Source organism: Providencia sp. PROV_01 (assembly GCF_053098325.1).
On sequence record NZ_JBRFKD010000002.1, the window covers coordinates 4,253,480 to 4,269,137 of the forward strand.

Below are 15,658 nucleotides of genomic sequence, written 5' to 3' on the forward strand. Positions count from 1 at the left end.
TGTTTTATCCTTGCATTCTTATTGAGTTATTGAATTAACTTTCAATGTTATTGAATTATTTATTATTTTTTCTCTGTAACGAGCAGCGATACTAATACTCACTAATCGACCACTCTCACTATCGGCGATCACTAAGGCCGGCAAAATACGTAGGTAAATAGGCTCAGGAGAGGTGATAGGAACCCATTTAGTCAGAAGTTCACGGTCAAACACCACCTCTTGATGGGTTTGTACGATAGGATAACGGCAAAAAATATCTTTCAATGTTGAGCCGACCGGCAGCCATTGTGCGATTTCTTGTTGTTCAAATAACGAGCTATCATGAATTAAGTACCAGAACAAAACTGCGTCAATAAACTGCCATTCATACATTTCGTTGGAAAACTGAGAAAATATTGACTGCAATTTCACCATCTCTGCGGCCGAAATCGTTATCTCATTGGCGATTTCATGTAATACAGGTGGAGGACTGTTCGACAATTGGCAAGTTAAGCAATTTTGTTGTGTATCAGAAGAAAGTAAAGCTACAGACCCCGCTTTATTTCGTGCAACTAATTGATAATCTTTATCGTTCCACAGGGGATTACGCAGTCGCACAACACATTTGATAAACTCAGGGGCGGTAACCTCTTTTGAAGCCAATAATGGATGATTTAATGATTCACTCGCGAATTGTTTCACATCGAGTAATGCACGCATGCCATGCACACTCAGTTGATCTCCACCCTTTGCTTTGACCCATTCAAGGTCGAAATGAATCGGGTTATCATCACCAGAAAATGAGGCCCACTGTTTTGCATCCTCAAGGGTATAGCGTAAAGTCCTCATGACGCTTTCTCTAAAATCAGTGCCGCATTTGCCCCACCAAAACCAAAACTTAGGTTTAATGCACGCTTAACTTCACCAATGCGGTGTTCATTAGGGATATAATCGAGGTCACATTGCGGGTCCGAGTGGTGCAAGTTCGCAGTTGCAGGCATCACACCATGCGCCATCGCTTGCAAGCAAATAATGGTTTCAAAGCTGCCAGCAGCGGCAATTAAATGTCCCGTATAGGATTTCGTACTGGATATTGGGACTTGGTAAGCTGCCGCACCTAATGCCTTTTTCAATGATTCTGTTTCATTTAAGTCATTAAGAGCCGTTGAGGTTCCATGGGCATTGATATAATCGAGAGATTCAGGAGCAGCTCCCGCTTGTTGTAAAGCCATTTCAATGGTTTTCACTCGGGCAACACAATCTTCTGCTGGTGATGTAAAATCAAAGGCATCAGAAAAATTCGCATACCCTGTAATCTCGCCCAAAATGGTGGCGCCACGAGAAATAGCGCTCTCACGCTCTTCTAAACACAACACGGCCGCACCTTCAGAAAGGACAAAACCACTGCGATCTGCGCTAAATGGGCAACTGGCACGAGTCGGGTCTTCCGCTTCACGTGTTAAAGCACCAAGAACATCGATATTCCATACAGCACAATCTGTCCGCAAGGACTCCCCTGCACCAGCGAGCATCATATCGGCTCGTCCATGACGAATCGCTTCAAAAGCATCACCAATCGCAATAGTGCCTGTCGCACAAGCCGCGATGGTGGTATTTTGATATCCACGCAAATTCCAAAACTGGCTGCAAGCCGCCGTTGTCACATTTGGCATTGCATAAAAACAGTTGAAAGGCGAGGTCATCCCTGTCGCTTCAAATTCACTTACTGACATATAACTTTCATCAAGCCCTGCCCATCCCGTTCCCATAATGACACCGCACATCAGTGGGTCATAAAAATCAGTTAATGGCGTGCCTGCGAAGGCCATATCCATGGCTTCCCGCGCTGCCCCCAAGGCTAAACGCGTATGGCGTGGTAAACGACGACGAATAGCCGCGGGAACCCCTTTTAAGCTAGGTTCATTATCAATAAGCCCTAAAAAATGACTGTGGATATTTTGCGCGGTTTTATCAACGTAACGATAACCGAGCTTTTTATCCATAATTGCTTGCCAACATGCCGAAGCCGTATCACCCAGAGGAGTGACAGCCCCATAGCCTGTGACAACAACGCGTTTAAAGTGAGATTTTTGGTTCATAATGGGTTGTCCTCCTGTCGAGCGCTACCGCCACCTTGTGCTAGCCAAAGTTGTAGCGTTGCATAAAGATAATCGTATTGATTTTGCGCTAATGAGTTCTCAATAGTTAAAAGGTCATCTTGCGCATTAAGCAGTGTTTGATAATCCACAGCACCGGCTCTGTAACGGCTGTTGGTTAGTTTTAGTCGCTGCTGGCTAAGTGATAATGACTGCTGCAATTGCTGACGAATTTCATCCGCGGCAAAACGGGCCTCCATCGCATTATCGACTTCTGACAAGGCGGTATAAGCCGCACTACGAAATGCCACCGCAGCTTGTTGCACTTGTAAGTCGGATTGTTCAATGGTCAATTTCACTGTGTTCCACTGAATAAATGGCAAAGAAATCGAACCCCCAACAACCCGTGTCGGGTCACTAAACCATTGAGAAAACAGCTGGCTACCCGCATTAAGCGCACCTTGCAAAGACAGTGTCGGGTAGAAGCTCAATTTAGCAGCGTCAGAATCAGCAAGCGCGGAACGTAAACGTGACTCGGCGGCTTGAATATCCGGCCGCTGTGCTAATACGGCCAACGGTGTCGCGTTAAGAATTTCAATCCGTTGATTTCGATTAAGTGCGCTAAGCTCACGCACATGTTGCTCTGCAGGGCGGTTTAACAATAGTGCTAATGCATTACGGGAACTATCACGCTCTTTAATGAGTCGTCGCAATTCATTTTTTCGACTAATCACCGTTTGCTGTGATTGTAAAAAATCCAGCTGGCTAACTTTTCCTGCCAAATACCATGACTTAATTTGCTGCTGACTTTTTTCTGCAATCTTTTGGCTTGCTATCAGGTTATCAATCTGTTGATTTAACAGCGCAATATTCCAATATAATTGTGCTGTCGTATTAATAACCACTAATGCTGTTGCATGGTAATCCTGTTCGGTTGCTATAGCTTCCCACTCATTCTTTTCACGAATACGTGCCAGTTTTCCCCATAAATCGATTTCATAATTTAAGGTTAGGTTTGAGCTATAGCTTTCTTGAGGGGAAGTGCCATGGCGAATGGATTTCGTATTACTTGCTGAGCCGCCAAGGGAGAAATCCGGGGTTATATTGGTATTTGCTAACCCAGCAGTACTTCGCGCAAGCTTTAATTTAATTGCCGCGGTAGCTAAGTCATTATTATTTTCTAGTACCTGATTGATCAGTTGGGATAGCAGAGGATCTTTAAACTTATCCCACCAATTTCCAGCAACATTCCCCCCCTGCACTGACGTAATCACGTCATTCGCACCAGATTGGCGTATTTTATCATCCCACTTCTGAGGCAATGTGAGTTCAGGGCGTTGGTATTCGGTACGCGTAAAACTGCCGCAGCCATTAAGCAAAAATAAAGCAGAAATAATATAAAGTGATTTGATATTCATTCGCGTGCCAATGCCTCCGTTGGGTTGAGTTTGGCAGCTCGACGGGCAGGAAAATAACCAAAAACCAAACCAATTAAAGCAGAGAAACCGCACGCTAATAAAACAGGGAACAGAGTAAACACCATCGTAAATTCAGTGGTGAAATAAGAGAAAATCCACCCCGTTAACCATGAACCGACAATACCAATTAAGCCGCCAAGCGAGCAAATCATCACAGCTTCTATCAGAAATTGGTTCATAATATCTTGAGGACGCGCACCGACGGAAAGGCGGATCCCGATTTCATGAGTTCGTTCCGTTACAGAAACCAACATGATATTCATCACCCCAACGCCGCCAACCAATAAGGAAATAGCGGCAATCGAAGTGATCAGTAATGACATAGAATCGGATGTTTTTTGTAATGCATTGGCGAGTTGGTCATCCGACTGAATAAAAAAGTCCTTTTTACCATGTTCGCGTAATAACAAACGCTCAACCTGTAATTCAGCTTGCTGAGAGGTTAAGCTTTCAGGGAAGCGCAGTGAAATAAACTCAATAGGTTTGTCCCCGACCACACGTTGCTGTAACGATGAGTAAGGTACCCATCCCATAACAAAGCCACTCGACATTTTGGGCCCCGGTTTACGGGCAATACCAATAATTCGCCATGGTGAATGGCCAATCTGCACAATTTGCCCTAACGGTTCTTCTTCTGGCTGAAAAAGTACTTCTCGGCTTCCTTCATCCAATACAATAACGGGCTCACTGTCAGCCATATCGAGCGTACTGAATAAACTGCCATGTAAAAGCTGAAACCCTTGTGCCGCAAAATACTCTTCTGAAACACCATTAAGCATGATGGAGTTATCCAAGCCTTTATTAACGACCATCGTCATGCTACTCGCGACGGGAGAAACAGACTCAATCCATGGCAGTTGCTTTAGGCTTTTAACATCATTTAACGATAACGCACGCTCCATATCAGGCCGCTTTGCCCCCCACCCAGTACCGGGGCGAATTTCCAGTGTTGTGCTACCAAGCTTCCCGATTTCATCCATGATGGAGCGTCTTGCACCTTCCCCCACGGCCATTGATGACACCACAGAAGAAATACCAATGATAATTCCCAACATCGACAAAAATGCACGCATACGATGACCGAGTAAGGCCCGCCATGCCATACGAATGGACTCAATAATATTGCGCCACACCGATGCACGGCCATTATCTTCAACAGAAGGAAGCTGGTGCCGTTGTTTTGTGTCTGTCTGTGCTTGGTTCTGCTTATCAGAAACAATTTTTCCATCACTAATTTCAATAATTCGCTGAGTTTGCTGAGCGATATTTTGGTCGTGGGTCACAATCACAACAGTGTGCCCATCGAGATGAAGCTGATGTAAAATATCCATCAATGCATGGCCACTGGCGCTATCTAATGCCCCTGTAGGTTCATCTGCAAGAATTATTTGTGCACCATTGACCAAGGCGCGACAAACACTAACACGCTGCTGTTGCCCACCAGATAGCTGATAAGGTTTGTGATCCAAGCGTGTTTGTAACCCTAACTTTTCTGCTAATAAAGCAACTCGTGCGCTCCGCTCATCTTCTGGCATTGCCGTATACAAAGCAGGGATAGCAATATTTTCCTCTGCAGTCAGGTAGGGCATCAGGTGATAACGTTGAAAAATAAATCCAAGATATTGGCTACGTAATTCCGCCAGTTGGTCACTGTTCACCTCATGAACCGCAATCCCATTGATAAACACTTCTCCTTGAGAAGGCTTATCTAAACAACCAATGATATTCATCAGAGTCGATTTACCTGAACCTGATGCGCCAATGATAGCGACCATTTCTCCTTGGTTAATTGATAGCGAAATATCATTCAAAACAGGAATAGTTTGCGTACCTGCTGAAAACTCACGGTAAACATGATGAAGTTCAATCAAGGGGCGGGTAAAAGATACATTTCGTGTCGTCGCCATCATTAACTCGCCACATTATCTGATTGAATAACAACGTGTTCACCCTCGCTAATCCCCTCAAGTACTTCGACGAAATGGCGATCATTAATCCCCACTTTGATAGTGCGAATTTCCGGTTTTTCATTGTTGATCACGGTCACTTCATATTGGTTTGCACCTACCGCTCGCCCCAGTGCGCTAACGGGGAGTCGTAACGCATCTTTCGCTTGTGCAACACGAATAAATACTTGAGCTGTCATTGATGTCTTTAATGCACGATCGGCGTTATCGACCTCAAATGTTCCATTGTAATAAATTGCACTGTTCTGTTGCCCCCCAGAATTATTGTTATTTTCATCAAGCGCTTCGGGAGGAATGGGTTGAACATACCCCATGGTACTTTCGTAGTGCGTTTCAGGGTCCGCAATCACATAGAATGTGAGGGGTTGACCTGGGCGAATTTTTTGAATATCCGCTTCCGAAATTCGTGTCTGAACCTGCATTTTATCTAGGTTCGCCAGCACTAAAATGGTCGGTGCTGTCTGTGAAGAAACGATGGTTTGCCCTTCGTTCGCCACAATACCCAGTACTTCGCCACTAATCGGCGCGATGATCCGTGTAAAATTGAGGTTAGCTTGTGCAGTTTGCACGTCCATTTCTGATTGCGTGATTAACGCCTCATTGACATTAACCTGCTGTAATTGCGCCTCATATTGGGCTTGTGCTTGTTCATATTCACTGCGAATACCAGAGCCATCTCTCTGCATCACCACTTGGCGCCGATAGGCTTTGATATACTGTATTAATGTCGCTTCTGCAGCCCGTTTTTGCGCCTGAGCACTGGATAACCGAGCGGTTGCATTTTTGAGCTCAGACTGCTGGATAGTTGGGTCGATTTCTGCCAACAATTCCCCTTTAACTACTTTGTCGCCTTGTTTTACATACAGTTTTTTGATTTGCCCGTTAACCTGAGCCCCTACGTTAACTTGTATTGAGGGCTTTAATGTCCCCGTGACCATGACAACTTTTTCAATATCGCCACGTTCCACCGATAAAATTACGTTTTCATGCAACGCTGGCGCGGGTGATTGCCAAACAAAACGGCCGATCACCACGATCAGCACAAGTAGTGCTACCAACCCACCTAAAATGCGTAATCGTTGAGTCGTTAAACCCAATTTTGGTGCTACGTGGCGAGAGGTCATGAGGGAGTTCCTTCCATTGCCGCTAACAAAGAAGGTTCAGGTTGAGGCGTACCTGTTGTCACACAAGGGGCTTTATTAGGGCTGTTCTCAAGACTTAATTTCCCATCAACTATTCGGTAAAGTGCATCGAAATTAGCCGCCAGCTCTTCACTGTGAGTGACAACAATCAATGTCTTACCTGTTTTCTGGCAATGTGACTGAATGGTCGCCATGACTATTTTCGCCGTTTCTTCATCCAAATTGGCGGTGGGCTCATCCAATAACAAAATAGGACGGGCACTGTATAACGAACGAGCCAATAACAAACGTTGACGTTGCCCAAGTGACAGCGCCGCATGGCTTTCTCTTATTAACGCATTAACCCCACCAGGTAATTGATTAATCACTGCACCGAGAGCCAGTTTATCAAGCAACACTTCGACTCTTTTTTTATCTTTTTCGCGGAAGTTAGGGTCAAATAGCGTGATGTTATCTAAGACGGTCGCATTAAATAAAATATCTTCTTGGCTTTGCAAGCAAACCAATTGCGTAAGCTGCTGCACACTGACAACCTCACCGTTGGACTCGCATACTCCTTGCTGTGGACTGAATAAACCCGCGATTGTCCGTAATAATGTGCTTTTTCCTGCTCCTGACTCCCCAACAATGGCAACCTGCGTACCTGAAGGTAAGTCTAATGACACATTATTTAAAATCGGTTTCGCAGGGTCATAACTGAAATGAATCCCATTGAAAGATAAGTGAGGGGCTTTTCCTAGCACTGCGGCTTGTTTTTCGTGGAATGGCGCGGTGTCCTGCTCACTTTTCTTAGGGAATAAAGAATGGGCACGTGTATCAATAATATGCAGTTGCGACTTATGGATAATCGCATAAAAAATACGCGTCACATAATTGGTGAAAATTTGACGCAAGAAACTATAAGCAAAGAAATCCCCCAAAGAAATTAACTCATTGGCCACCATGGGTAAAACCACTAACATAAAAATGACCATCTCCAAACTACCGGTTAATTGATAGATGCCATCTTTAATTTGTTGATACACATTTCTGCGTTGCATACAGGTAAACAATTCACGGCTTAACCATGCAAATTGCGCCTTACGCTGATTTTCTATCCCTGCTGTTTTTATGGTCAGAATGCCCTGCAGCGTCTCCATAAAAAAGTCATTTAATTCTGCTGATTTTAACTGTAACTGTTGGGTATACCACCGATCACGAATTATCGCCCATACACTAATTAAGCCCATCACGGTAACACCCGCAGCTGAAATAGCCGCTAATACGGGCGCAATCCAAAACATGGTACCTAATGCTATCGCACAAATAACCCAATCCGTTCGTAGCCCGTTATCCAGCTCGATTTTTTCGGTTAATGCCCCCTGCCAAGCAACAAAACGGCTAAACACATCCCCGGGGGCGCGTTTTTCAAAAAAGCGCAATGGATTACTCAATAAACGTGAAAAACCCACCCCGCTTTTAATCAACACAAAGTGTTTTACGAAACGCTCGCTTAGTATTCTCACGCCGAGTGCTAACAGTGTTGCAACCACAAAGGCAACAATGAACCAGCCGTAAGGGAAAATGGCATTTTTAGCGTCGGAAAAAGCTTGGTTGATCGCATTGCTCACCATTGCTGGCATTAAAAATAGCGTTAAAGAAACCAAAAAAGCGAATATCATCAACCAATAAACACCACGAATTTCTGAGGTTTCTTTCAGACTCATTGCATGAGGGGCTTTTTTCCCTGTAGTCCCATCATTTCTGTCTTCTGGTGCGAGTGATTCAATTTTTTCCAGCGCAGTATCTGGTTCTAAAATTAATGCGTAACCGCTGATTTCCGCTTTTAATGCAGAGAAAGGTAACCACTGCTGCCCAATTGCAGGGTTCATCACGCACACGTTATTTCCTTTGCGATAAGCAAGCAGTACAAAATGGCTTGCTCCGTAATGTAAAATAGCGGGAAGTGGTAAGCTATTGAGCTCTTGGTGCTCAAATAGCACTGGTGTCGTCGCAACACCGTAATTAGCTAAAATGGACGAAAGGTCAATCAAAGAAGTTCCATGATCCGATGCTGGATACACCTCTCGCAGCGTTTCAAGAGAAACATTGAGACCTTGAGTTTGTGCTAACATCGCAATACATGCTAAGCCACATTCATTGGTTTCTTCTTGAGAAACAAAATTTGGAATAATATTTTTCATTATTATTTAATGGCTAATAAAATAAAGTGAATGGCTATGCCATAAAAGCCAATCATTGGGATAATGACGAACCGCATTTTCAATGATGGCGGGCATTTGAGTTGCAACATCTTTTGCTGCAACAGGCGGATAAACCTTGATTTTTAAACCGTTTTGGTAGTACAGATGATAAAAAACCACCTGTGCCGAAATCGCACTGGATAAACGCACTACACCATTGTGCAGCTTTGCTGCACGGTTAAATAAATGGCACGATAATTTGCTCGACGCCCCTTCTTCTGTTTGAACCGTGTAATCAGGGGTGATATCAGGAAAAACAATTATATTCTTTTGCCCTGTCGCCGCTTCTGTCATCGCAGTCATTAACTGGCTAGCTAATACTTTATTCCCTTGATGAATAGAACAATACGATAAATTCACCTGCCCTAACTCACGTGCCGAGGCGTTATACTTCTGCTGTTCTGCACTCAACGAAACCACCACCGTCGCATTGCCTGGAGTCACCCCCGCGCCAACCATGGTAGCTAAAACATCAGAAACCATATGCAATGGAGCAAGTACAACGGGGTTATTTTGTTGGTGCAAAGGCGCAACGACGCTATCAAGTTCAAGGGTACAAACTCGAACTTGCGCCATGATTTTTTGGTTTTGTCCCCATGTGGCTGCCTCTTCCAAAATGAAGCGTCGAACAGCTATCCAGCTCATATCAATATGCCCTTTCGTTTCCATTAAACTACGAAAGTTTTCCGTGGCGACTTTATTCCGATTACGATATTGACGACCTAATAAGCCGACGCGACATAATAAATTGGAGACAAATAATACCGATGTGATATAGCCTCGGCGCAATAACAACCGTAAAAAGGCAAGTCCACTATGATTAAGTTTTTGATATCCTTTTTTAAACGGCATCAAACAGTTTTTCACTGTAAATACCGTCCAGACAATGCAAAACCGGATCACCGTAACTCCTTATTGCTTTTGTCTAATAACTCAAGCATATAAGCAGTAAAGTCTGCAAAATCACGGTCTTGATAGACGACATAGCGTTTATTGATAATAAATGCAGGTGTTCCAGTAATTTGATAAAACTTGCTAATTTCAAGCATGTTTTTCAGGCGTTCTTGAACCGCTTGGCTCTCACTGGTTTTTAGGTATTGGGTTGAATCAACATTGTGCTGTTTTAACCATTGGTTTAAGACATCTTTATTAGCTAAATCAAGCTTATCATTGATAACTGCGGTATAAAGATCCTGACGGTATTGAGATTCCACCCCCATCTCTTCCAATGTCGCAAAAATAGGCGCATAGGCAGCAAGCCCCATATTATTATCCATGGCTAAATGCACGACTTTAAAGTTGACGTTCTCAGGGAGTGTTTTTTCGAATTGACTGACATTATCATGATTTACGGCACAATAATGGCAACCATAAGAAAGGACTTCTATGATACTGTTATTTTCTTTTATTGGACTCAATAAAACTTGTTCACTATTAAATTCAATAAAAGAAGAGCTTTGTGCATCATCATTTGAGAAAGTGTTAAAAACAAAAATATGATAGAACAAAACCGTCATGAGTGAAGAAGCGATAATAACAAATAGAGTATAAAGTGTAATAGTTATTGGTTTAAAACGAGTATTCATAACAGTTAATTCCATTCCGGTACGAAAAATACATGGGGATAGCTCCCCATGTATCAATTAATAAAAATCAAATTTAATACTATGGAGCTGTTACATCACAGTTTGATGCACCAACAGCTTTTGCTTTGTATGTTTTATTACCGTGCTTATCAGTACAAGTGGTCACTAATTGGCAAGATTTAACACCACCAACAGTGATGCTCTCGTAAGAATTAGTACAAACTTGTTTTGTTCCACCAACTACAGCAGCAGCTTCGATAGCATTTAACTTTTTCATGTTATTTCCTTTAATATAGATTTTAATTAATAAAACGCCCTATTTATTGATAATTAACACCAATAAATCCTTTATATTTTTAATTAACACACGAATTACCGCATGAATAATTAAAAATTCAATCCTTCTAATTTCTCATTATTATCAAATAAAAAAATCGCTTTTTCTTTGACGCTTTTTGTTTTCTCTTTCTCACCTAATTCATTTAAAACAAGGATCCAAGAAAAATAAACATTAAGATCTGGGCAAGAACGCGAATAGTTTTCTGCCCAAGATGAAAATAAATTCAAATAATAAGGGTCTTGTGTCTCGTTATAGCGTAATAAATACCCCATATTGAGATCCAATTTGTAACGGTCATCGATTAAATAGTATTTCCATTCACTATAATCAGGCTCATTCATTGAAAGAAGATACTGCTGTCCTGTTTTTTCTATATATGTTAAATATTGCTGTGTTTGCAAAGTAAAATACAATAACCCCATGGATAACAAACCACCTAACGCAATAATTGTTTTCGAAAAATACCCTACAAACTTATTCAATGAATATTTTTTAGTTGGAACATCGGCACAACGTATTAACAATATCAATACCACACCATGAGGTATGGATAGCCACAATGGAAACTCTGTCATCATATGAAAAACAATTGGTAACGCAATAACTAAAAAAACATAATTGTTATTTTTATTTTTTAATGAAGAATAAAGTAGATGCACACCACCAATAATAACTAACAATATTGCCGCAATACCAACTAACCCACCTTCAACCATCCAACGCAATATCTCATTGTGTGGATGTGAAATAACCTTTTCACTGGTTCCTAGCAAACCACCACCAAAACGCTCTAAAAATACAGATTCAAAACTACCAACCCCAGAACCAAATAAAATATTTTCGCTAAATAAATATAAACTATGTTGCCATAGCACCCATCTAATATGTGATGTTTGTAATTTACTTTCAGAAAAGTCAGAAATATTAAAACTAACTTTTATTCCATAGCCAATAATAAGACCGATAACAATCGCTATTAAAGAGTAAACAATATATTGACGATGATACTTTGCGAAAAAATAAAAAACAATAACAATTAATAATAAATTTAAATATCCAGTTAATGATTGGGACAATGGCAATACCATGCTCATTAAAATGAGACTCACAATGATAATGGCAAACGCATACCGTGTGACAGTTCTCATTAAAATAAACATGCCTATTGCACTGGCAATACCAACACAAATAAAACTAGAAAGAACATTAACTTGTTGGAATACACCATATGGCCTATCCCCTGATATCGGAAAAAAATTAAAAACCTGTGCTATTGAATATAGACTCTCAATAATAGCAGCAAATAATACACTGCAAACAATTATTTTCAATACAGTTTCTGAAATATTTATTTGCAATAAAGCTTGATAAAAAAACAACGCCCCCAATAACCAATACGCAGTCAAGTACGCATTAAGCTGGTAATTTTCTGGCGCAAAAAAACACAAGCCTAATAATAAGACTAACCCAATCGTAATATAATTACTCGACTTAGAATAGTATAAGGTTAAATTTTTAATTTGTGTAATACTAATCATCACAATAAAAAAAGCAATAAAAAAACCACTAATTATATTGAATGGCAATGACAAACCTGTTCCGCCCATATTCGGCAGATAAATATGCAATATAATGCCAAAAAATATAACGACAAAAACTAAAAGTACCCATGGATAACTTTCTTTTTTATTATCTTTAATTTTGATTGCAAACATCATGTTTCATTCGTTATTGATAATTTAATGTATAGTATGCAGTGCTATAAAAATTCCCATAGGTAATCGTTTCGTTAATTCTCGCTTCTGGCTCAGCTTCGACATAAGCCTTGAATTGAATTTCCGTATCATTTTTTGCCAAATTTTGCGCTAATGATGGCGTATTCAATTCTATGGGTGTTTCATTTAAGTTTAATAACCCAATACCGATTCCGCTTGCCTCACTTTGGTCACTAATCGCAAGATGGTCAGGAAGATTTTTATTTTCAATTCCATTAAAAGTCACTGTCACCGATTTAAATATGGTCGTATTACAATTCGTTAAATGGATTGAGAAAATTAAAGGTTTCGACTTACCTTCTTTATAAAGGTCTTTAACCGAAATTTGTTGAAAATCAACAGGGACCTTCTCACTTCCCGGCGCTATCTGACATGGCGTAGCAACAACCATGCCTCTGAATGAATAGCTTCCCATATTACTCGGGATCACACTTGCACTCACCGACCCTGAGATTAGTAAATATAAGCCAATCGACAATAAATATTTATTACGCTTTATCTGATTATTATTTCGCATGATCGGCCTCATTGGAATTCAGCAAGAATTGTCCCGGTACTTGTAAATTCACCTTCTTCCACGCTGCTACCAGGCGCAGCTATTGGCGCAGCCGTTAAGTTCCAAGTGCCTTGGTTATTGATAAAATTAGGCACTTGATAAGCTTGGTTTGGTCTTACCAAGGTTCCGGTCAAATTATCAGTCACCACAATGCCAAGATTTGTGCGTTTCACACCGTTCTTTAACGTACCGAAATAATCAGGGTTAAAATCCGCGCTGCCTGACGCTCCTGGCAACAATGACAGCTTAATATTTAAATCACCTGTCGTAAAACTGCCACCGGTACATTTAACTGGGATCTTAAAGGGCTGAGCATAATTAGTGCCATTTAACTGTTCACTCGTGTTTGCCACATCAAGAAAATTAATATCTATTGGGTTGCCTTCATTAATCGTACACTCATCAGCAACCGTGATAATTCCTGCCCCTAAAACGACTCGAGTTGATGGAATTGGCGCATAAGCTGTACTGCCATTCGCTGGACTGCCTTTTTTAGCAAAAACCTGCACCAGTTCCGCTTGGTTGATGGTAATGCCATTAATAATCGGTTTTTTCAGTCTAAACGTGATTGTTCCACTCGACCCTGTCCGTAGCTCGACACCATAATCACGGCTATTAACACTCGGTGGTCTACACTCTATTGGGTCAGAACCCCCATTCCACATATCCTTCACTGGAACAGTGACTTTCTGACCAACCCTTCCCCCTATTTGAATTTCAACTTTTACATCAAAATATTCATTAAGGTTCAGGTACCCCGGGTTTTGCATTGATGTAGGAATAGTTGACATTAAATCAAATGTCATTCCTGAATCAGGACCGGTATTCCCAACCCCTCCTGGATTCATGTAGCTTTGGCAGTAAATATCAAAGTAAGGCCAGTTACCCACATCAAAATTGAATACCGTTTCTGCATCCTTCTCATTAACGAGTAATTGATTATTCATTCTCGCTTCGAATGTATAAGTTCCCCCGTCCGGTATAGCGGAACCGTGAGGATAACCTAAAGCAGATAACGGCAAGACCCCTATTGTGAGTAAACCAGCCACAATAGTCATATCTTTTAGTTTTTTGTTGTTGGATACAAACATGGTTATAAATACTCCAGTTTTAGCCTAACTAATCCGCTAAAGGTTCCCGCCGAAACAGACCGTGCTGTAGATTCCAATGATGCATTAAGTGTGATGTTATTATCGCCAGGTTTGATCACCCATGAACTTGTTGGCTGGTTGACCATTAGGTTTTGATGTTCTTTACTAGAAATACGCAACCCGGCACCTCGAATATCACCTGTCACTCGCACCAGATCAGGGTTAAAAAAATCCGTATCTCCCGCAATGCTCAATGAAACAGCGCTTTCTCCCGTCAAGTAATAACGCTGCGCATTTTGAGTTGCTTCTCCGGCAGAATTCACAAATGACTTGGATGCTCCGCGTTGGCAATCTTTGAGGCGAATATTAAATGCAACAGGAGTACTTCTATCGCCAATACGATGAAACTCTCTAGCATTGATTTCACCTAAATCGACATACTGCTCTTGTGTTTCTAATTCAAGAACACAAGGCGATGCATAGACGCTCCCTGTAAAATGCACAGTACTATGTACGTCTAGCAATGTTTGGCGGGACAGCTTTTCATCCGCAATTTCTGCAACTGCGGAGAAACTTCCTAGCCCCAATAACACTATCCCTAAGCACCTAATGTTCATATCAATACTCCTAGCGAATCTGTTGCTCTGGTGGTAACGCTTTACACGTATTTCCGCTACAACTGTATTTAAGTTCTGGATGACCACCATAATCATTCACATACATCATGGTGAAACTCTCGCCTGAACTATTGACCTTAATATCGAGATGCGATTTAGGTGCAATCATCACCCCTGGAAAATCAGTTAGTTTTTTTCCACCTTCTGCCACCGGTTTATTATTAAGGCTAATAATGGTCACAAAATAAGGGGTTGGGTTTTCAGCACGCCAATTATTTCCCTGTTTATAAAATATGACTTGGTCTTGCCAAACTGCACTTTTAGACTCAGGAATAATGGCTGTCGGCCGATAAAATAATTTAATGCGCGATTGCATCGCTAACTGTAAAACATTCGGTTTATCGGGTTTTGGCGGAACTTCGCGCACATTTAAATAAAACAGGCTTTCTCGGTCTTGGGGTAACTTATCTATCTCGGCTGTTTTTGAAACACGGGCAACCCCTTTTTGCCCACCATTAATGCGCTGTAATGGTGGCAATACAACTAATGGCGATGTGATTTTTTTCCCATTGGCATCTTCAACCCATGACTGAGCAAGAAAAGGAATACTTGAGCTGGTGTTTGATAAATTAGCACTCGCAGAATTTTCATCGCCTGTAATAATCAGTCGTGTTCTATCCAGTGAAATACCCGCATATGATTGCCCTACGCCAACCATCATAACTAGCAAACCACCTACCCATTTATTTATACGAATCGCCATTTTCTCTACCTTATAGAATACTTTT

The 15,658-nt window shown here is 41.4% G+C and carries 14 protein-coding genes; all 14 read right to left on the minus strand.

Annotation, left to right across the window (positions count from 1 at the left end):
• Positions 1 to 18: 18 nt before the first annotated feature.
• The gene (locus tag ACU696_RS20550) at positions 19 to 828 is read right to left on the minus strand and encodes a MaoC family dehydratase (protein WP_109912776.1); all 810 of its coding nucleotides are present in this window, start codon (positions 826 to 828) and stop codon (positions 19 to 21) included.
• Complete coding sequence (locus ACU696_RS20555) at positions 825 to 2,078, minus strand: beta-ketoacyl-[acyl-carrier-protein] synthase family protein (protein WP_109912777.1); 1,254 nt, start codon at positions 2,076 to 2,078, stop codon at positions 825 to 827. The genes ACU696_RS20550 and ACU696_RS20555 overlap by 4 nt, the downstream gene beginning before the upstream one ends.
• Positions 2,075 to 3,487 (minus strand): efflux transporter outer membrane subunit, encoded by a 1,413-nt coding sequence (locus ACU696_RS20560; RefSeq protein ID WP_123382305.1) that lies wholly within the window; start codon positions 3,485 to 3,487, stop codon positions 2,075 to 2,077. The genes ACU696_RS20555 and ACU696_RS20560 overlap by 4 nt, the downstream gene beginning before the upstream one ends.
• 2 nt (positions 3,488 to 3,489) lie before the next feature.
• Positions 3,490 to 5,463 (minus strand): ABC transporter permease, encoded by a 1,974-nt coding sequence (locus ACU696_RS20565; RefSeq protein WP_109912778.1) that lies wholly within the window; start codon positions 5,461 to 5,463, stop codon positions 3,490 to 3,492.
• Positions 5,463 to 6,644, minus strand: coding sequence for an efflux RND transporter periplasmic adaptor subunit (locus tag ACU696_RS20570; RefSeq protein ID WP_245211120.1), 1,182 nt, complete (start codon positions 6,642 to 6,644; stop codon positions 5,463 to 5,465). Before ACU696_RS20570 ends, ACU696_RS20565 begins: the two co-directional genes overlap by 1 nt.
• Positions 6,641 to 8,845, minus strand: a complete 2,205-nt coding sequence (locus ACU696_RS20575; RefSeq protein ID WP_109912779.1) for a peptidase domain-containing ABC transporter — start codon at positions 8,843 to 8,845, stop codon at positions 6,641 to 6,643. Before ACU696_RS20575 ends, ACU696_RS20570 begins: the two co-directional genes overlap by 4 nt.
• A gap of 6 nt (positions 8,846 to 8,851) precedes the next feature.
• Complete coding sequence (locus ACU696_RS20580; protein ID WP_447343233.1) at positions 8,852 to 9,805, minus strand: ABC transporter; 954 nt, start codon at positions 9,803 to 9,805, stop codon at positions 8,852 to 8,854.
• A complete protein-coding gene (locus ACU696_RS20585) occupies positions 9,805 to 10,491 on the minus strand; it encodes a thiol:disulfide interchange protein DsbA/DsbL (RefSeq protein ID WP_231136532.1) in 687 nt (228 codons plus the stop codon). The genes ACU696_RS20580 and ACU696_RS20585 overlap by 1 nt, the downstream gene beginning before the upstream one ends.
• A 79-nt stretch (positions 10,492 to 10,570) precedes the next feature.
• Positions 10,571 to 10,768: a DUF4762 family protein gene (locus ACU696_RS20590; protein ID WP_004907658.1), complete on the minus strand. Its 198-nt coding sequence runs from the start codon at positions 10,766 to 10,768 to the stop codon at positions 10,571 to 10,573.
• A 110-nt stretch (positions 10,769 to 10,878) separates the two neighbouring features.
• Positions 10,879 to 12,549 (minus strand): O-antigen ligase family protein, encoded by a 1,671-nt coding sequence (locus ACU696_RS20595; RefSeq protein WP_109912782.1) that lies wholly within the window; start codon positions 12,547 to 12,549, stop codon positions 10,879 to 10,881.
• Positions 12,550 to 12,559: 10 nt separating this feature from the next.
• Entirely contained in the window at positions 12,560 to 13,123 is a 564-nt protein-coding gene (locus tag ACU696_RS20600) for a fimbrial protein (RefSeq protein ID WP_004907651.1), read from the minus strand.
• 8 nt (positions 13,124 to 13,131) lie between these two features.
• Entirely contained in the window at positions 13,132 to 14,253 is a 1,122-nt protein-coding gene (locus tag ACU696_RS20605) for a fimbrial protein (protein WP_004907648.1), read from the minus strand.
• Positions 14,254 to 14,255: 2 nt separating this feature from the next.
• Positions 14,256 to 14,870 carry a fimbrial protein gene (locus tag ACU696_RS20610; protein WP_117162613.1) on the minus strand — a complete coding sequence of 205 codons (615 nt, stop codon included), beginning with the start codon at positions 14,868 to 14,870 and terminating at the stop codon, positions 14,256 to 14,258.
• Positions 14,871 to 14,880: 10 nt separating this feature from the next.
• Positions 14,881 to 15,633 (minus strand): fimbrial biogenesis chaperone, encoded by a 753-nt coding sequence (locus ACU696_RS20615; protein ID WP_109912784.1) that lies wholly within the window; start codon positions 15,631 to 15,633, stop codon positions 14,881 to 14,883.
• Between the last annotated feature and the right edge of the window lie 25 nt (positions 15,634 to 15,658).